Source organism: Pseudoroseomonas sp. WGS1072 (assembly GCF_049340465.1).
GTDB lineage: Bacteria > Pseudomonadota > Alphaproteobacteria > Acetobacterales > Acetobacteraceae > Pseudoroseomonas.
In genome coordinates, this window is the sequence record NZ_JBMPSU010000001.1 from 2,179,769 (window position 1) to 2,195,687 (window position 15,919).

At 71.4% G+C, this 15,919-nt stretch carries 18 protein-coding genes and 2 pseudogenes; 9 read left to right on the plus strand and 11 right to left on the minus strand.

Annotated elements, in window-relative coordinates:
- Positions 1–27: 27 nt before the first annotated feature.
- Both ACF3NH_RS10390 and ACF3NH_RS10395 read right to left on the minus strand, forming a co-directional pair.
- On the minus strand, positions 28–615 hold the full coding sequence (locus ACF3NH_RS10390; RefSeq protein WP_198365546.1) for a thiamine pyrophosphate-dependent enzyme: 588 nt from the start codon (positions 613–615) through the stop codon (positions 28–30).
- Positions 612–1,148, minus strand: coding sequence for a thiamine pyrophosphate-binding protein (locus tag ACF3NH_RS10395; protein ID WP_198365547.1), 537 nt, complete (start codon positions 1,146–1,148; stop codon positions 612–614). Before ACF3NH_RS10395 ends, ACF3NH_RS10390 begins: the two co-directional genes overlap by 4 nt.
- A gap of 111 nt (positions 1,149–1,259) precedes the next feature.
- On the opposite strand from ACF3NH_RS10395, the gene ACF3NH_RS10400 reads away from it, so the two are divergent.
- From ACF3NH_RS10400 to ACF3NH_RS10420, 5 genes and pseudogenes are all read left to right on the plus strand, one after another.
- A complete protein-coding gene (locus tag ACF3NH_RS10400; RefSeq protein ID WP_422922761.1) occupies positions 1,260–2,201 on the plus strand; it encodes a LysR family transcriptional regulator in 942 nt (313 codons plus the stop codon).
- A gap of 95 nt (positions 2,202–2,296) precedes the next feature.
- Positions 2,297–3,466, plus strand: coding sequence for an acyl-CoA dehydrogenase family protein (locus tag ACF3NH_RS10405; RefSeq protein ID WP_422922762.1), 1,170 nt, complete (start codon positions 2,297–2,299; stop codon positions 3,464–3,466).
- 128 nt (positions 3,467–3,594) lie between these two features.
- Positions 3,595–3,849 (plus strand): annotated as a pseudogene (locus tag ACF3NH_RS10410) (electron transfer flavoprotein subunit beta/FixA family protein); the annotation flags it as partial.
- A gap of 59 nt (positions 3,850–3,908) precedes the next feature.
- On the plus strand, positions 3,909–4,802 hold the full coding sequence (locus tag ACF3NH_RS10415; protein WP_422922763.1) for a CaiB/BaiF CoA transferase family protein: 894 nt from the start codon (positions 3,909–3,911) through the stop codon (positions 4,800–4,802).
- The gene (locus ACF3NH_RS10420) at positions 4,787–4,954 is read left to right on the plus strand and encodes a hypothetical protein (protein WP_422922764.1); all 168 of its coding nucleotides are present in this window, start codon (positions 4,787–4,789) and stop codon (positions 4,952–4,954) included. The genes ACF3NH_RS10415 and ACF3NH_RS10420 overlap by 16 nt, the downstream gene beginning before the upstream one ends.
- Before the next feature lie 447 nt (positions 4,955–5,401).
- Here the strand turns inward: ACF3NH_RS10420 and ACF3NH_RS10425 are convergent, their stop codons facing one another.
- Positions 5,402–5,863 carry a hypothetical protein gene (locus tag ACF3NH_RS10425; protein ID WP_422924845.1) on the minus strand — a complete coding sequence of 154 codons (462 nt, stop codon included), beginning with the start codon at positions 5,861–5,863 and terminating at the stop codon, positions 5,402–5,404.
- Here ACF3NH_RS10425 and ACF3NH_RS10430 point away from each other — a divergent pair.
- Positions 5,774–6,262, plus strand: a pseudogene (locus ACF3NH_RS10430) (Bug family tripartite tricarboxylate transporter substrate binding protein); the annotation flags it as partial. The gene ACF3NH_RS10425 and the pseudogene ACF3NH_RS10430 sit on opposite strands and share 90 nt — an antisense overlap.
- 139 nt (positions 6,263–6,401) lie before the next feature.
- On the opposite strand, the gene ACF3NH_RS10435 reads toward ACF3NH_RS10430, so the two are convergent.
- Positions 6,402–7,421, minus strand: a complete 1,020-nt coding sequence (locus tag ACF3NH_RS10435; RefSeq protein WP_198366207.1) for an SDR family oxidoreductase — start codon at positions 7,419–7,421, stop codon at positions 6,402–6,404.
- A 125-nt stretch (positions 7,422–7,546) separates the two neighbouring features.
- Here ACF3NH_RS10435 and ACF3NH_RS10440 point away from each other — a divergent pair, with 125 nt between their 5' ends.
- The gene (locus ACF3NH_RS10440; RefSeq protein WP_422922765.1) at positions 7,547–7,900 is read left to right on the plus strand and encodes a hypothetical protein; all 354 of its coding nucleotides are present in this window, start codon (positions 7,547–7,549) and stop codon (positions 7,898–7,900) included.
- A gap of 48 nt (positions 7,901–7,948) precedes the next feature.
- Here ACF3NH_RS10440 and purQ read toward each other — a convergent pair whose 3' ends face one another.
- From purQ to ACF3NH_RS10465, 5 genes are all read right to left on the minus strand, one after another.
- On the minus strand, positions 7,949–8,647 hold the full coding sequence (purQ, locus tag ACF3NH_RS10445; protein WP_422922766.1) for a phosphoribosylformylglycinamidine synthase subunit PurQ: 699 nt from the start codon (positions 8,645–8,647) through the stop codon (positions 7,949–7,951).
- Positions 8,648–8,690: 43 nt separating this feature from the next.
- On the minus strand, positions 8,691–8,939 hold the full coding sequence (locus tag ACF3NH_RS10450; protein WP_198366210.1) for a hypothetical protein: 249 nt from the start codon (positions 8,937–8,939) through the stop codon (positions 8,691–8,693).
- Positions 8,940–8,960: 21 nt separating this feature from the next.
- The gene (gene purS, locus ACF3NH_RS10455; RefSeq protein ID WP_198366211.1) at positions 8,961–9,200 is read right to left on the minus strand and encodes a phosphoribosylformylglycinamidine synthase subunit PurS; all 240 of its coding nucleotides are present in this window, start codon (positions 9,198–9,200) and stop codon (positions 8,961–8,963) included.
- Positions 9,197–9,961 (minus strand): phosphoribosylaminoimidazolesuccinocarboxamide synthase, encoded by a 765-nt coding sequence (purC, locus tag ACF3NH_RS10460; RefSeq protein WP_198366212.1) that lies wholly within the window; start codon positions 9,959–9,961, stop codon positions 9,197–9,199. The genes purS and purC overlap by 4 nt, the downstream gene beginning before the upstream one ends.
- Before the next feature lie 108 nt (positions 9,962–10,069).
- A complete protein-coding gene (locus tag ACF3NH_RS10465) occupies positions 10,070–11,065 on the minus strand; it encodes a Bug family tripartite tricarboxylate transporter substrate binding protein (protein WP_422922767.1) in 996 nt (331 codons plus the stop codon).
- Between the two features lie 128 nt (positions 11,066–11,193).
- Between ACF3NH_RS10465 and ACF3NH_RS10470 the strand changes: the two genes are divergently transcribed.
- Positions 11,194–11,502 carry a hypothetical protein gene (locus ACF3NH_RS10470; RefSeq protein WP_198366214.1) on the plus strand — a complete coding sequence of 103 codons (309 nt, stop codon included), beginning with the start codon at positions 11,194–11,196 and terminating at the stop codon, positions 11,500–11,502.
- A 9-nt stretch (positions 11,503–11,511) separates the two neighbouring features.
- Here ACF3NH_RS10470 and ACF3NH_RS10475 read toward each other — a convergent pair whose 3' ends face one another.
- Together ACF3NH_RS10475 and ACF3NH_RS10480 are read right to left on the minus strand one after the other, a co-directional pair.
- Positions 11,512–13,389, minus strand: coding sequence for an ABC-F family ATP-binding cassette domain-containing protein (locus ACF3NH_RS10475; RefSeq protein ID WP_422922768.1), 1,878 nt, complete (start codon positions 13,387–13,389; stop codon positions 11,512–11,514).
- A 126-nt stretch (positions 13,390–13,515) separates the two neighbouring features.
- A complete protein-coding gene (locus tag ACF3NH_RS10480; RefSeq protein WP_198366216.1) occupies positions 13,516–14,520 on the minus strand; it encodes a Bug family tripartite tricarboxylate transporter substrate binding protein in 1,005 nt (334 codons plus the stop codon).
- A 282-nt stretch (positions 14,521–14,802) separates the two neighbouring features.
- Between ACF3NH_RS10480 and ACF3NH_RS10485 the strand changes: the two genes are divergently transcribed.
- Positions 14,803–15,885 carry an energy transducer TonB gene (locus ACF3NH_RS10485; protein ID WP_422922769.1) on the plus strand — a complete coding sequence of 361 codons (1,083 nt, stop codon included), beginning with the start codon at positions 14,803–14,805 and terminating at the stop codon, positions 15,883–15,885.
- Positions 15,886–15,919: the final 34 nt, after the last annotated feature.

Consider the following 15,919-nt stretch of genomic DNA (forward strand, 5'->3'; position numbering starts at 1 on the left):
GGGATAGCGACTGGCCGTCCGCCGAGGTCACGCGGGCTTGTGGCCCAGCACGAGGCGGAAGCGGTTCTTGACATACACGCCATCGCGCGGTGGCAGGGCGCGAGGCATGTTCACGGCCGAGATCTTCACCACGGAGAGGTTCAGGCTCTCGCAGGCATGCACGCGCCGGCGGAGCGGCTCTACTCCCTGCAACTCGGTGACCACATCGACCTTCGGGTAGCCCATGGCCTCGGCCACGCGGGCGAACTCGATTCCCTGGCCGGCATGGCTCGGCTGCATGCCGGTCTCGCCGAAATGGCCGTTGTCGAGAATGACGATGCTGAGGTTGCGCGGCTTGCGCAGCGCGATCGTCGCCAGGGCGCCGAAACCCATCAGCTGCTCGCCATCGCCCGTCACGACCAGGACGGGGCGATCCGGCTGCGCCTGCGCCAGGCCGAGGCCGACCATCGCGGCGCTGCCCATCGCGGCCCAGAGATAGAAGTTCAGGTCATGGTCGCCCGCGGCCATCACATCGTAGGAGGGCGAGCCGAGGCCGGTGACGACCATCAGGCGGTCACGATCCTTCAGCAGATCCGCGACGACAAGGCGCCTGTCGAGAGTGCCACCCGCGCTCACTTCACCCACTCCTTCTCGCCGATCAGCCGCTGCCCCAGCAGCACCGCGCAGGCCGAATCACCATCGAACGCCATGGTCGCGGCGCCACGCAGCAGCGGCGCGACATCCTTGGGATCATCGGCGCGCCAGGTCAGGACGCCCATCAGCTTCAACGAGGCCTCGGTGGCCTGTCCCATGGGGTTCTGCCACTGGTTGAACTCGGCCCAGTCGCCCCGCATGGTGACGACCATCAACAGCGGAAAGCGCGTGCAGGTCTGCAGCGCCAGGGTGTTGATGCAGTTGCCGACGCCGCTCGACTGCATCAGCAGCGCGCCGCGCTCGCCGCCGAGCCAGGCGCCCGCCAGATAGCCGATGCCTTCCTCCTCCGTCGTCAGCACGACGGAGCGGATCTCCTCATCGGCCTCGGCCAAGCGGATGGCGGTTGAGTGCCCGGCATCGGGGACATAGACGATATGCCTGACGTTGGCGGCCTTCAGGACGTCGAAGACGTCGCGTTGCCACCCCTGCGTCGGCAGTGCTGGGCTATCCACCATCTCTTGGGATCTTTCTCCGCCACGAGTCCGGTATGGCACTGGCTTAGGCCCGGCCGGAGCGTGACGGAATTAGAATGTTGCTCAAGGCGCTATGCCAGAATTAGATAGCGAATGGACCTCAAGCAACTCAACACCTTCATCCAGGTCGCGGAACTCGGCAGCCTCAGCAAGGCCTCGGATCGCCTGCGGATCGTGCAGCCGGCGCTGAGCCGGCAGATCCGCATGCTGGAAGAGGAACTTCGTGTCACCCTCTTCACCCGTCACGGGCGCGGCATGGTCCTGACCCGAGCGGGTGAGCTGCTGAAGATCCGGGCCGGCAGCATCCTGCGGCAGATCGAGGAGACCCGCTCCGATCTCAGCCAGGAGGCGGGGGCGGTGCGCGGGCAGGTGGTGCTGGGCGTGCCGCCCACCGTGGGCGATGTGCTGGCGACGCGCCTGGTCGAGCGTTCCCTGCAGCTCTATCCCGATGTCCGCCTGCGTGTCGCCACGGCCTTCAGCGGCTATCTTCTGGAATGGCTGCACAGTGGCGAGATCGACATCGCGGTCATCTACGGCTCGGAACAGGGCGGCAATATCCGCTACGCGCCACTGCTGGTCGAGAAGCTGCATTTCGTGACCTTGGCCAGGCAGAGGCCGGAGAAGGCGACCATCACCTTCAGGGAACTGGCGTCGCGGAACCTGATCCTGCCCGGCCCGCAGCACGGGCTGCGGCTGCTGATCGAGCATGAGGCGCGCCGCAAGGGTGTCAGCCTCAGCATTCCGGTGGAGGCCGATGCGCTGCAGGTGCTGAAGGCCCTGGTGGCGCGCGGGCTTGGCGCGACGGTGCTGCCCATGCCGTCGGTGCACCAGGAGGTCAGCGACGGGCTGCTGGCGGCGGTGCCGGTGAGCGACCCGCAGCTCTCCCGCAGGCTGGTCGTCGCGCGGCCGACGGGGCGGGCCGCGTCCCTCGCCGTGCAGCGCTTCGAGCTGATCCTGCGGGATGAGGTGGCCGCCATGATCAGCGAGGGCGTCTGGCAGGGCGAGCTACAGAGGAGCGATAGCAAACCGGCATAGGTGGTCGAAAACTATTGTGGATTGTTTATGCGAGGTCCACGGTCAATCTATGCCCGAAGACGGGGTCGCGACGCGATCCAGGGGGAGGCATTCCAATGGACTTCGCTCAGAATCCCGATGATCTGCATGCTGAGATCCGGCAGGAGGTGGCGAAGCTGTGCGCGCGCTTTCCTGGGGAGTACTGGCGCAAGCTGGACGAGGTGCGTGGTTATCCGACGGAGTTCGTGCAGGCGCTGACGGAGGCGGGCTGGCTGGCCGCGCTGATCCCGGAGGAGTTCGGCGGCTCGGGCCTGCCGCTCTCGGCGGCGGCGGCGATCCTCGAGGAGGTGCAGCGGCAGGGCTGCAACGGTGCCGCCTGCCACGCGCAGATGTACATCATGGGCACCATCCTGCGGCACGGCAACGACCGCCAGAAGCAGGAGTACCTGCCGAAGATCGCGTCGGGCGAGTTGCGGCTGCAGGCCTTCGGCGTGACCGAGCCGACCAGCGGGACCGACACCACCGCGCTGCGCACCTTCGCGCGGCGCGAGGGTGACAGATACATCGTCAACGGCCAGAAGATCTGGACCAGCCGGGCCGAGCATTCGGACCTGATGCTGCTGCTGGCGCGCACGACGCCGCGCGATCAGGTGGCGAAGAAGACGGAGGGGCTGTCGACCTTCATCGTCGACATGCGGACGGTGCTGGGCAAGGGTCTGACCATCCGGCCGATCCGCACGATGATGAACCACAATTCCTGCGAGGTGTTCTTCGACAACATGGAGGTTCCGGCGGAGAACCTGGTGGGTGTCGAGGGCCGCGGCTTCCGCTACATCCTGGACGGGATGAACGCGGAGCGGCTGCTGATCGCCAGCGAATGCATCGGCGACGCCAAGTGGTTCATCGAGAAGGCCGTGGGCTACGCGAAGGAGCGGGTGCTGTTCGGGCGGCCGATCGGGCAGAACCAGGGCGTGCAGTTCCCGATCGCCAAGGCCTATGCGCAGATGCGCGCGGCGGAGGCCATCGTGCACAAGGGTCTCGCCAAGTTCGAGGCCGGGGTCAATCCCGGCGAGGAGGCGAACATGGGCAAGATGCTTGCCGCCGAGGCGAGCTGGGCGGCGGGCGAGGCCTGCGTGCAGACGCATGGCGGCTTCGGCTTCGCCGAGGAGTATGATGTGGAGCGGAAGTTCCGCGAGACGCGGCTCTATCAGGTGGCGCCGATCAGCACCAACCTCATCCTCTCCTATCTCGGCGAGCATGTCCTCGGCATGCCCAGGAGCTACTGACGCCGGAAGGAGAGCCAGCAGGTCGTGGCGTCGGTTCTTTCCAGAACGGGAAGCACAGTGACAGGCCGGCGCGATGTCGCGTGTGGCACGCGGCCGAGCGTCGTGCCGGTAGAGGACACGGTCAGGCGATGAAGCTCCTCGTCCCCGTCAAGCGGGTGGTGGATTACAATGTGAAGGTCCGCGTGAAGGCGGACGGCACGGGCGTCGAGACGGCGAACGTGAAGATGTCGATGAACCCCTTCGACGAGATCGCGGTCGAGGAGGCGGTGCGTCTCAGGGAGAAGGGCGCGGTGACGGAGATCGTCGCGGTCTCCGTGGGACCGGCGCAGGCGCAGGAGCAGCTGCGCACGGCGATGGCGATGGGGGCGGATCCATGCCTGCTCCATTGGGAGGGCTTCTGGTCGTCGCACTGGAGCAGGCCGTCGCGGCTCCCATGTGCACCATGCGTCTCGCCGATGCCGGCGCGCGCGTCATCAAGATCGAACGCGAGGAAGGCGACACGGCGCGCCCCTACGACAAGGCCGTCAGAGGTGTCAGTGCCTACTTCGCCTGGCTGAACCGCGGCAAGGAGAGCATCGCCCTCGATCTGAAGGGCAAGGACGATCTTGCGCTGGCGGAGCGCATGATCGCGAAGGCGGATGTCTTTGTGCAGAACCTCGCGCCTAGCGCCACGGTCCGGCTCGGCATTGGCTTGCGCGATCTGGTGCGCCGGTATCCTCGCCTCATTGCCCTCGACATCGTCGGCTATCGGCAGAGCACGGCGGCGCGGGAGAAACGCGCTTATGACATGCCGGTGCAGGCCGAGAGCGGATTGTGCAGCGTGACCGGAACGCCTGAGGAGGCGGTCAAGGTCGGCGTTTCGATCGGCGACATCGGCAGCGGGATGAACGCCCACGCCGCCATCCTTCAGGCCCTGTATGAGCGCGAGCGCACCGGGCGCGGCCAAGCCATCGAGATCGCAATGCTCGACACGCTGGCCGAGTGGATGGCCGTGCCCTTTCTGCATTACGATCAGGGGGCGCGCGTCACGCCACGCATGGGCCTCTCGCATGCCTCCATCTTTCCCTACCATGTCGTGGAATGCAGCGACGGCGGTCTTGTCATTGTCGTGCAGAATCCTGCGGAGTGGCGCCGGTTCTGTGCTGGCGTGATCCAACGGCCGGATCTGATCGCCGACCCGCGCTTCGCGGACAACCCCTCCCGCGTGATCAACCGCGAGGCGCTGACCGCCGAGATCGCCGGATCTTCGCTGCCCAGACGCGCGCCGAGATGGTGTCGCGGCTGGAAGCGCATCAACTGGCCTGGGCGCAGGTTTCCCCGGTGTCCGATCTCGTGAACCATCAGGCTCTGACGCGGTTGGAGGTCGATCTGGGCAATGGGCAAAGCTGCTCCATGCCGACCTTACCCATGCTGCGCTTTGAGAAGGCGGGGCGCGTGCCGGGGCTTGACGAGCAAGGCGAAGCCATCCGGCGCGACTTCATGGCCTGAGCGGAACGGCCGGCATGATGCGCGAGCGGCGGAGTAAGGTTCTCTCGCCACCCTGGCTGACGGAGGGCGGCTTCCCGCCCGCCACGCCTTGGACGACGCCCGCGGGTCGGTTCATGTCCGGCAGGAGGTGACGGAGCGGGCGGGTGAGCAGCCGGACCGCCTGCAGCACCACGGTGCCGGCCATCACGGACGCGACATGCTCGAGGCCTGCCCCCGCGCAGATCGAGGCTGAGCAGGCCCTGCTAGTCTTCGGTGATGATCAGCCGGTCGCCATCCGGGTGCAGGGCGAGGCCATTGGGTCCGCCGTCATGTTCGGCGATGACCGAGCACTTCTTCTGCGGCGTCATGCGGAAGATCCTCCATGCGGCACGTCCACGAGGTGCAGATTGCCGGCGGCATCGAGGCATGGGCCCTCAGACGCGCGTCGCGACGCACCGGGGCGGGCTGTCATGCTTCAACGTTCGTTCTCCCTGGATGGTGTCCGGTCCCGGCCGGCGGCTGGCGCCCGCCAAGGGTTCTGGTCAGTGCCGCAGCGGCCTCCATGACGGCGGCGGCTTCCGGGTCACACTCGCCGAGCGAGATGGCGTGGCCGGCCGCCCGGACGCCGGCGAGAGCGTCGCCGCCGCCGTAGGCCGCTCCGAGTCGGGAGGGGGAGCCGATCCACGGCCATTTGCCCGATGTCGGCACCGAGAAGGGCTTCCGCTGCGCCGACGGGCGCGAGCCGCCGGAGGCCACGGGACGCACCGCCGGCGCGCGGGAGATCCGCGCGTGGACAGGACCCTGCCGCTCCATGGCGAGCGCGTCATCGAATTCTCGCACATGGTCCCGGGACCGACCTGTAGAGGCCCGATCCTGGCCGATCCGGGCGGCCTCGATTGCTCCAGCACCGGCGTCGGCTCGTCCCAGCATCTCGCACTTGGGATCCTCGACAGGATGGCCGGAACCCGCATCGGCCATGTTCCGTACAAGGACGCGCCGGCATCGCGGAACGATCTGCGCTCAGGCCGCATCGTCATGACATTCGCCACGGCGACCACCGCCATTCCGCTGCACCGGCAGAACGACCTGCGCGTCATCGCCCACGGCGGAACCGAGCCGCTCGAGATGCTGTCCGGCATCCCGCCCATCAGCGGCACGGTGCAAGGCTATTCCAGTCAGGAGTGGCAGGGCATCTTCGCGCCGGCCGGCATGCCCGGCCCGATCCTGGGCCGGCAGAGCGAGAGCCTCTCCGCCGTCCTGTCCGACCCCGCCATCGTCGAGCGGTTCACCCGGCTTGGCGCGCGGTCCCGGGCGGAGACGCGTCAGGAGTTCGCGGCCTTCATCCGCGAGGAGGCCCGGCGCATGGCCGCCCAGATCAAGGAGGCCGGCACCGCGCTGCAGGCCGCGCGGTGCCGGCGCGCCCGCAGTCCTCCGGGGTCGTCGCCACTACCCTTCCGGGGCCGTCCGCTCACGGCCACCCCACCCCGCCCGTCTGCCCATAGATCTGCCCCGTCGTGTAGCTCGATGTGGCCGCCGCCAGCTCGACATAGACCGAGGCCAGTTCCACCGGCTGACCGGGGCGGCCCAGGGGCGTCGTGGTGCCGAAGGTCCGCAGGCCCTCCTCCGTCTGGCCGCCGCCGACCTGGAGCGGGGTCCAGAAGGGGCCGGGGGCGACGCCGTTGACGCGGATGCCCTGGGCGATGACCTGCTTCGCCAGGGCCCGGACGAAGGCCTCGTTGGCGGCCTTGGTGCAGGCATAGTCGATGATGTTCTCCGAGGGGCGATCGGCGTTCACCGAGCTGGTGACGATGATGGCGGCGCCGGGCGGCAGATGCGGCAGGGCCGCCTGGGTCAGCCAGAACATGGCATAGACATTGGTCTTCATCGTCTGGTCGAGCTGCTCGGCGGAGATATCGGCCAGCCTGGTCTGCGCGTGCTGATAGGCGGCGTTGCTGACCAGGATGTCGAGGCCGCCGAGCTGCTCCCGGGCCTGATCCACCAGGCGGGCGCAGAAGGCCTGCTCGCGCAGGTCGCCGGGGATCAGCACGGCCTTGCGCCCGGCCTCGCGGATGTGGCGGGCGACATCCTCGGCGTCCGACTGCTCGGCGTCGAGATAGTTGATGGCGACATCGGCGCCCTCGCGGGCATAGGCGATGGCGGCGGCGCGGCCGATACCGGAATCGCCGCCGGTGATCAGGGCGCGGCGGCCGGCGAGGCGGTTGCTGCCGCGGTAGGAGGTTTCGCCGCAATCGGGGATCGGGTCCATCCTCGATTGCAGGGCCGGCCAGGGTTGGGACTGCACCTTGAAGGGCGGCTTCGGGAAGCGCCCGCGCGGGTCGGCCAGAAGGGCGGGGCCGGTCGGGGCGGGGGTGGTCGCCGGCGGCGCCTGGGCGCGGGCCGGCGCGGCGGCCAGGGTGCCGGCGGCCAGGCCGGTGGCGGCGAGGCCGCGGACGAGGTCGCGGCGGGAGGCGGGGGGCGTATCGGTCATCGGGCGGCTCCGCGAGAGTGGGCTCTGGCGGAAACGCCGGGCGGCGGCCGAGGTTGGGCGTCCCTGTCCGCGTCTTCGACGAAGGGAAGGATTGTTTCGCCGGAAACTGCCCGTTAAGGTTGTTCATGACCTATAGCTGGACAACCATCGACAGTCCGGACGACCTTCGCCTGGGCGAGGTCATGCCGGCCTGGTTCGCCGGGCGCATGATGGCCGATGCCTGGATCTTCGGGCTGCTGCTGACGACCGGGCAAACCATGCTGATCCGCAGGATCGATGCGGTGCATCTGGCGGCGCGGGCCGGGGAGGCGTTGCTGGATGTGGAGCTGGTGGAGGGGCCGGCGCCGGATGTCGCGATGCCCGGACCGTATGTGACGGGGCCGCCGGGGCGGCCACTGGCCACGGTGAACCTGCGCCACGTGGTCGCCGCCTTCGAGGTGATGGCGCGGGAGGATGACGCGGCGGGTGAGGAGGAGTAGGGGGGCGGGCCGGCGGCAGGGGGGTGCCGCCGGCCAGGGCCCCGGAGTTCAGGCCCGCGCGAAGGCGTCCGCGATGCTCTCGAAGAGCGGCAGGCCATCAATGCCGCCCATCAGCGGGTCCACCAGGTCCTCGGGATGCGGCATCATGCCGAGGATGCGCCGGTTCTCGCTGAGGATGCCGGCGATGTTGTTGCGGGCGCCGTTGCGGTTGGCGGCCTCGGTCGGCGCGCCGGCCTCGTCCACGTAGCGGAAGGCGACGCGGTCCTCCTTCTCCAGCGCCTCAAGGGTGGCGTCATCGGCGAAGTAGTTGCCGTCGCCATGCGCCATCGGGGCGCGGAAGGTGGCGCCCTTCTGCCAGCGGCCGGTGAAGGGGCTGGCGCTGGTCTCGACGCGGAGCATGCAGTCCATCGAGAGGAAGCGGAGCGCGGCGTTGCGCAGCAGCGCGCCGGGCAGGAGCTGCGCCTCGGTCAGGATCTGGAAGCCGTTGCAGACGCCCAGGATATGGCCGCCCTGGGCGGCGAAGGCGGCGACGGCGGGCATGATGGGGGAGCGGGCGGCCATGGCGCCGCAGCGCAGATAATCGCCGTGGGAGAAGCCGCCGGGAAGCACGACGAGGTCGGTGCCGGCGGGCAGGCTGGTCTCGGCGTGGAAGAGGATGGTGGGCCGGCGGCCCGTGGCCTTCTCCAGCGCGATGGCCATGTCGCGCTCGCGGTTGGTGCCGGGGAAGAGGAGGATGACGGCGTTCATGGCGGCGGCCTTGAGCGGGAGGGGGCGGGGTTGCGGGGGCGGGCTACTGCAGGGCGACGCGGATCCAGTGCAGCCCGCCCATGATCAGGATGGTGACGCCGGAGGCGATGGCCGCGGCGGTCACCCAGAGGTCGATGCGGGCCTTGGAGCGGGCCAGCAGGCCAGGGTCGCGGCGGCGGCCGTGGCGGGCCTGCCCGGCGGCGACCTGCGGGGCCCGGGCCTGCCGCCAGCGCAGCCCCATGCCGATCAGCACGGTGAGCAGCAGCATCAGCAGCAGGGAGGCCTTGATCATCGGTGCGCCGCTCCCGCCGGCTCAGGCGAGCTCGACGCGGAAGCTCTCGATGACGGTATTGGCCAGCAGGCGGCGGGCCATGTCCTCGGCCTGGGCCCGGGCGCGGGCGGGGTCGGTCTCGCTCAGGTCGAGCTCGATGATCTTGCCGGTGCGCACCTCGCCCACGCCACCGAAGCCCAGCGTGCCGAGGGCGTGGCCGATGGCCTTGCCCTCGGGGTCGAGCACGCCGGCCCTGGGCATGACTGTCACGATCGCCTTCACTGCATGACCTCCGGTCCCTTCATGTCGCGCACGCCCGCCTCGGGCAGGATGCCGAGGCGGCGGGCCACTTCCTGATAGCCTTCCTCGACCTTGCCGAGATCGCGGCGGAAGCGGTCCTTGTCCATCTTCTCGCCGGTGCGGGCGTCCCACAGGCGGCAGTTGTCGGGGCTGATCTCGTCGGCGAGCACGATGCGCAGCTCGTCATTCTCGTAGAGCCGGCCGAATTCCAGCTTGAGGTCGATCAGGGCGATGCCGGTGCCGAGGAAGAGGCCGGAGAGGAAATCGTTGATGCGCAGCGTCAGCGCGACCATGTCGTCGAGGTCCTGGGTGGCGGCCCAGCCGAAGCAGGTGATGTGTTCCTCGGACACCATGGGGCGGTTCAGCCCCTCGCTCTTGTAATAGTACTCGATGATCGAGCGCGGCAGGCGGGTGCCCTCCTGCAGGCCGAGGCGCTGCGACAGGCTGCCGGCGGCGACATTGCGCACCACCACCTCCAGCGGGATCATCTCGACCTCGCGGATCAGCTGCTCGCGCATGTTCAGGCGGCGGATGAAGTGGGTCGGCACGCCGATCTCGCCCAGCCGGGTCATCAGGTATTCGCTGATGCGGTTGTTCAGCACGCCCTTGCCGGTGATGACGCCCTTCTTGGTGCCGTTGCCGGAGGTGGCGTCGTCCTTGAAGTACTGCACCAGCGTGCCGGGCTCCGGGCCCTCGAACAGGACCTTGGCCTTACCTTCATAGAGTTGCCGGCGTCGCGCCATGGTCACGGGAATCCTCTAATCCGCCGGTCGGGGGGCTGGCGGTGAAAGGCCCGCCTATAGCAGGGGGTGGCGCCCGCCGCCACCGCCCCGGCGGGAAGGAGCCGCGGCTCAGCCCTCCATGGTCACGCCGGTCAGGCGGATCATCTCGGCCCATCGCTTCACCTCGGCGTGCTGGAACTCGGCGAAGGGGGCGGGCAGCAGTGGGTCGGCGGTGAAGCCCGCCGTCTGCAGCCGGGCCTCCACCTCGGGCTCGGCCAGGGCGGCCAGCATGGCGCGGGCGATGCTGCCGACCGCCTCGCCCGGCGTCCCGGCGGGAGCGAAGAAGCCGAACCAGGCATCGACGGCGAGGAAGGGCGCGCCGGCCTCGGCCGCGGTCGGCACATCGGGGAAGTCGGCCAGCCGGGCGGGGGCGCCGATCTCCAGCGCCCGCAGCCGCCCGTCCCGCACCAGGCCGGAGACCGAGGGAAAGGTGGCGACGTAGAAATCCACGATGCCGGCGACGGTGTCGGTCGCCGCCGGGGCGGCGCCGCGATAGGGGACGTGGGTCGCCTCCATGCCCTCGCGCCGCACCAGCGTCTCGGCGATGACATGGCTGGCCGAGCCCGCCTGGGAGGAGGCGTAGGTCAGGCGCCCGCGCCGGCCGCGGGCGATGAGCCCGGCCAGGTCCCGGTCGGGCGCGCCGGCCGGCACCACCAGGGCGTGGTGCACGGTGGCCAGCTTGCAGACGGTCGTGAAGCTGTCGACCACGTGATAGGGCAGGCGGGCCATCATCGCCTGGTTGCCGGCATGGGTCTGGTTGTGGCCGAGCACGATCGTGTCGCCATCCGGCGCCGCGCGGGCGGCGGCCTCGGTGCCGATGATGCCGCCGGCCCCGGCGCGGTTCTCCACCACGACGGGCCGGTTCAGCGTGGCCTGCGCCTTGTCCACCAGCGCGCGGGCCAGGATGTCGGTGGAGCCGCCCGGCGGGGCCGGCACGATGATGCGCAGCGGACTGCCCGGGGCGGGCCGGCTGGCCAGGCCGGTGGCGGCCCCCTGGGCGCGGGCGGCGCCGGGCGTCAGGGCGAGGGCGGCGGGGCCGAGGGCGAGGAGATGGCGGCGTTGCATGGCAGGACGTTCCGGTTGCGCTCTTGCCCCCGAGGTCGCGCGCCGCGCGCCCGGCGTCAAGCCCGTGACCTTCCGCCACCCCGCGCGTTGACCCGGCGAGCCCGAACACACCCGAGAGGAGGCCGGTCATGGAACCGATGAAGCCGATGAAGCCGATGGAACCCATGAAGCCGATGGAGCCGATGAAGCCCATGCGGAGCGAGGCCTGGTGGCCCGAGGCGCTGGGGCAGCCCGCGAGCAGCGGCGGCCAGGACGGGCTGCGCTATGCGGTCTTCCCCGACCGGAAGCGCCTGCTCATCGAGCGCGCGGGACGCGTCGAGGCCTACGACACGGGCGGGCGGCGCATCAGCGGCGTGCAGCAGGCCTCCGGCGGCGAGCCGGTGTTCAGCGGCGAGGACGGGCCGGTGCGCCTGGGCGAATTGCGGAAGGCGGACTGAGGCGCGCCGTCACGCCGCCTCCAGCTTCTCCTGCAGCTCCAGCCACTCCTCCTCCAGCGCCGCGACCTGCTTGGCGATGGCGCCCTGGCGCTGCGTGGCCCAGGCGATGTCCTCGGCCCTGAAGCGGGCATAGGTGGCGGGGTCGCCGAGCTTCTTCTCCAGCAGCGCCGCCTCCTTCTGCAGCTTCGCCATCTCCGCCTCGATCCGGGTGACACGCTGGCGCAGCGGCGCCAGGGCCTGGCGGTTCTCGGCCCGCTCGCGCCGCTCGTCGCGCCGCGTGGCGGCGGGCTCGGCGGCGCCGCCCTGGCGCGCGGCCCGGGCCTGCTCCGCCAGATGCGCGCGGTAGTCGTCGAGGTCGCCCTCGAAGGGCGCGACGCCGCCATCGGCCACCAGCCAGAGCCGGTCGGCCGCCAGCGTCACCATGTCCGGGTCGTGGGTGATCAGCACCACGGCGCCGCCGAAGCCGGCCAGCGCCTTCACCAGCGCGTCGCGCGCGTCGATGTCGAGGTGGTTGGTCGGCTCGTCGAGGATCAGCAGGTGCGGCGCCTCGCGGGTGCAGAGCGCCAGCAGCAGCCGCGCCTTCTCGCCGCCGGAGAGCGCGCCGATCCGGGTCGTCGCCCGCTCGGCATCGAGGCCGAAGCGGGCGAGCTGGGCGCGGCACTGGGTCTCGCTCGCCTGCATCCCCAGCGCCGCCTGCATGTGGCTGAGCGGCGTGCCGGCGAGGTCCAGCTCCTCCGACTGGTGCTGGGCGAAGTAGCCGACCTTCAGGCGCCGGTCGCGCCGCACCTCGCCCGCGATCGGCGCCAGCCGGCCGGCCAGCAGCTTCGCGAGCGTGGACTTGCCGTTGCCATTGGCGCCGAGCAGCGCCACCCGATCCTCCTGGTCGAGCCGCAGGTTCAGCCCGCGCAGCACCGGCCGGCCGTCATAGCCGATGGCGACGCCCTCGAGGCCGAGGATCGGCGGCGACAGCTCGGAGGGCTCGGGGAAGGCGAAGCGGGTGGGCGCGTCCTCCACCACCGTCTCGATCGCGGGCAGCTTCTCCAGCGCCTTGAGGCGCGACTGCGCCTGGCGGGCCTTGGTGGCCTTGGCGCGGAAGCGGTCGACGAAGGACTGCATGTGGGCGCGCTGCGCCGCCACCTTCTCGGCCTGGGCGGCGAGCTGCGCGGCGCGCTCGGTGCGGATGCGGACGAAGTTGTCGAAGCCGCCGGGGTAGAGGGTGATCGTCTGCCGGTCGAGATGGGCGATGGAATCGACGCAGCGCTGCAACAGGCCGCGGTCGTGGCTGACGACGATGGCGGCGCCGGGGAAGCGCGCCAGCCACCCCTCCAGCCAGATCGTGGCCTCGAGGTCGAGGTGGTTGGTCGGCTCGTCCAGCAGCAGCAGGTCGGGCTCCAGGAACAGCGCCTGGGCCAGCGCCACGCGCATCCGCCAGCCGCCCGAGAACTCGCCCACGGCGCGCGCCTGGGCGGCGGCGTCGAAGCCGAGGCCGGAGAGCACGATGGCGGCGCGCGAGGGCGCGCTGTCGGCGCGGATGGCGATCAGCCGCTCATGGATCTCGGCCAGCCGGGCGCCGTCCGCCTCGTTCTCCAGGGCCGCGAGCAGGTCCGCGCGCTCGGTGTCGGCGGCGAGCACGGTCTCCAGCAGGCTCCGCGACCCGCCCGGCGCCTCCTGCGCCACATGCGTCATGCGGGCCCGGGCGGCGAGGCGGATCTCGCCGCCATCGGGCTGCAGCTCGCCGGTGATGGCGCGCAGCAGCGTGGACTTGCCGGCGCCGTTGCGGCCGACCAGGCCGATCTTGCGGCCGGGATCGACCATCAGCCCGGCGCCCTCCAGCAGCGGGCGGCCGGCGATGCGGATGGTCAGGTCACGGATGGCGAGGACGGTCATGCGGCGGGTTTAGAGCATCGGGGCCGGGCGGCGGAAGCGGGCTGTTCCCCCGGCCGCCGCATGGCTGCCTCCGGGCGAGGGGGCCAGGGGAGACGCCAGGGGACAACGCCAGGGGAGCGCCGGACCCTATTGCTCCAGCCGGACGCCGGTCCGCTTCACCACCTCCTGGAACTTCGCCACCTCCCGCACCAGGAAGGCGCGGGCCTCGGCCAGGCCGTTCGCCTGCCGCCAGGGCGCAACGCCGTTGTCGATCAGGCGGTTGCGGAACTCCTCCTCCGCCAGCGCGGCGTTGATGGCCTGGTTCAGCCGCCCGGCGACCGCCGCCGGCATGTCGGGCGGGCCGAGGATGACGTTCCAGGTCTGCAGGTCGAAGCCCGGCAGGCCGCTCTCGGCGAGCGTCGGGATCTCGGGGAAGGTGGGGAAGCGCTCCGGCGAGGTCAGCGCCAGCGGCCGCACCAGCCCGCCGCGGATCTGCCCGGCGGCCGAGGCCAGCACCGCGACGCCCCATTGCCCCTGGCCCTGGTGGATCGCCTGCACCTGCTGCCCGCCGCTGCGGTAGGGCACGTGGACGAAGCGCGTGCCGAGGGTGATCGCCAGCATCTCCGAGGTCAGGTGGTTCGGCGTGCCGACGCCGGAGGAGGCGTAGGTGATGCTCTCGGGCTTCGCCTCGCGCAGGGTGGCGAGCAGGCTTTTCGCGTCGCGCGGCGGGAAGTCGTTGTTGGCGATGACGACGAGCGGCCCGGTGCCGAGCACGGCGAGCTGGGTGAAGTCCTTCACCGGGTCGTAGCGCGTCCCGCCGACCAGGGCGGAGGGGGCGATGCCGTGCGAGCCGGATTCGACCAGCATGATGGTGTAGCCGTCCGGCGACTGCCGGCGGAGCCATTCGCTGGCGACGACGCCGGCGGCGCCGGGGCGGTTCTCCACCACCACGCGCGCCGGCTCGCCCGAGGGGCCGGCCAGGGTGTGGCCGAGCCGGTCGGCCAGCAGGCGGGCCGCGATATCGGTGGAGCCGCCGGGGGCATAGCCGGTGACGAGGCTGATCGGCCGGTCCGGGAAGGCCAGGGCGGGGTGGAGGGGCGCGGCCAGGGCGCAGAGGCCCAGCAGCGCCGCCAGCATCGGACGTCGCGTCATTCTCGGTGGTTCTCCCAGGTCCGGGGCGGCTGCATCGGCTCGCCCCTGATTGACCCGGGCAGCTTAGCCATGGATGGGCCGCAACCGCCATGGCATTGGACCCGGGGCCTGCCACGGCGGCCCCTGCCGGCGTGACGCCGTGTTTCAGTCCGGCCGCGGCCCGGCCCCGGGCGTTCCGGCCCGGCCGGATTTGCTCTAGGGTCCGCCCGCGCGCCCGGTGCCGGCGTGGCTGACAGGATCGCCCGACCCCTTGCTGCTGCCGTTCCTCCCCGATCCCCGCGCATGGAGCTGACCGCCGCCCGCCCGCCCGCCGGACCGCGCCGGCGCGGTCTGCCCCGGCGTGGTCTGCCTCGCCTGGGGCCGGGCCTGCTGGTCTCGCTGCTGCTGCATGCCGGGCTGGTCGCCGTCCTGCTGTTCGGCCTGGAGCGCGAGGAACTGCCGCCCCCGGCACCGGAGCGGGAGGTCGCGGTGGTCTTCGAGCCGGTGCCGGGCGAGCCGCCGCCCGGCGAGACCGTGGCGGAGCAGCCGAGCGCCCCCGCCGAGCCTCCCCCGGCCGTGCCGACGCCGCTGGCCCCCCCCGACCCGCAGGCGGTGGAGGTGCTGCCTCCCGAGCCGCCCGCCCCGGCAGCCGAGGCCGAGCCCGCGCCGCCGCCGCCCGCCCCCACGGTGGCCGAGGTGCCCCCCGAGCCCGCGCCGCCCGAACCGCCGGCCCAGGAGGCGCCACCCGAGCCCGCGCCCCCGGTGGCGCAGGCGCGGCCCGCGCCGCCGCTCGACCTGCCGCCGGAACTGCGCCCGGAGGCGCTGCTGGCACGGCCGACGCCCTTCACCCTGCGGCCGCCGCCGCCCCCCTCGCCCCAGGCGCCGCCGCAACGCCCGCCGCAGGCCCCGGCCTCGCCCTTCCAGGGCACGGTGATGCTCGGCCGCCCGCCCGCCCTGGCGCCGCGCCGGGCCCAGCCGCCAGGGCGGCCGGGGGCCATCGACACGGCGATCGGGCCGGTGCCGCAGCGGCCGCTGGGCCCGGCCGGGCCGCTGGCCACCAACAACGCCACGGTGAGCCATGTCGCCGGCACGCGGGCCAGCCGCAACTGGCAGCAGGAACTGCTGGCCTGGGTCCGCAGCCGCGGCTTCTATCCGCCGCAGGCCGCGATGGCCGGGGAATCCGGCCCGGTGACGCTGCAGGTGACGGTGGCGCGGGATGGCCGCGTGACCGGCCTCAGGATGATCAGCCGCTCCGGCTCACGCTGGCTCGACATGGGTGCCACGGCGATCTTCCGCGACGGCCAGGCACCGCGCTTCACGCCCGAGATGGAAGGCGACAGCACCACCTTCAACTTCACCATCCACTACGTTCTGACCTATCGCTAGAAACTCGTCCCGCTGGCTGCCGGTACAATTCGAG

Excerpts from the sequence above, each read along its gene's own strand:
- ACF3NH_RS10465 (WP_422922767.1), bottom strand. The coding sequence starts at position 11,065 with ATGCAACGCCGCCATCTCCTCGCCCTCGGCCCCGCCGCCCTCGCCCTG.
- ACF3NH_RS10405 (WP_422922762.1), top strand. The coding sequence starts at position 2,297 with ATGGACTTCGCTCAGAATCCCGATGATCTGCATGCTGAGATCCGGCAG.
- ACF3NH_RS10395 (WP_198365547.1), bottom strand. The coding sequence starts at position 1,148 with ATGGTGGATAGCCCAGCACTGCCGACGCAGGGGTGGCAACGCGACGTC.
- ACF3NH_RS10450 (WP_198366210.1), bottom strand. The coding sequence starts at position 8,939 with ATGATCAAGGCCTCCCTGCTGCTGATGCTGCTGCTCACCGTGCTGATC.
- ACF3NH_RS10485 (WP_422922769.1), top strand. The coding sequence starts at position 14,803 with ATGGAGCTGACCGCCGCCCGCCCGCCCGCCGGACCGCGCCGGCGCGGT.
- ACF3NH_RS10470 (WP_198366214.1), top strand. The coding sequence starts at position 11,194 with ATGGAACCGATGAAGCCGATGAAGCCGATGGAACCCATGAAGCCGATG.
- ACF3NH_RS10480 (WP_198366216.1), bottom strand. The coding sequence starts at position 14,520 with ATGACGCGACGTCCGATGCTGGCGGCGCTGCTGGGCCTCTGCGCCCTG.
- ACF3NH_RS10415 (WP_422922763.1), top strand. The coding sequence starts at position 3,909 with ATGCGTCTCGCCGATGCCGGCGCGCGCGTCATCAAGATCGAACGCGAG.
- ACF3NH_RS10475 (WP_422922768.1), bottom strand. The coding sequence starts at position 13,389 with ATGACCGTCCTCGCCATCCGTGACCTGACCATCCGCATCGCCGGCCGC.
- ACF3NH_RS10425 (WP_422924845.1), bottom strand. The coding sequence starts at position 5,863 with ATGCTGGGACGAGCCGACGCCGGTGCTGGAGCAATCGAGGCCGCCCGG.
- ACF3NH_RS10400 (WP_422922761.1), top strand. The coding sequence starts at position 1,260 with ATGGACCTCAAGCAACTCAACACCTTCATCCAGGTCGCGGAACTCGGC.
- purQ (WP_422922766.1), bottom strand. The coding sequence starts at position 8,647 with ATGAACGCCGTCATCCTCCTCTTCCCCGGCACCAACCGCGAGCGCGAC.
- ACF3NH_RS10435 (WP_198366207.1), bottom strand. The coding sequence starts at position 7,421 with ATGACCGATACGCCCCCCGCCTCCCGCCGCGACCTCGTCCGCGGCCTC.
- purC (WP_198366212.1), bottom strand. The coding sequence starts at position 9,961 with ATGGCGCGACGCCGGCAACTCTATGAAGGTAAGGCCAAGGTCCTGTTC.
- ACF3NH_RS10440 (WP_422922765.1), top strand. The coding sequence starts at position 7,547 with ATGACCTATAGCTGGACAACCATCGACAGTCCGGACGACCTTCGCCTG.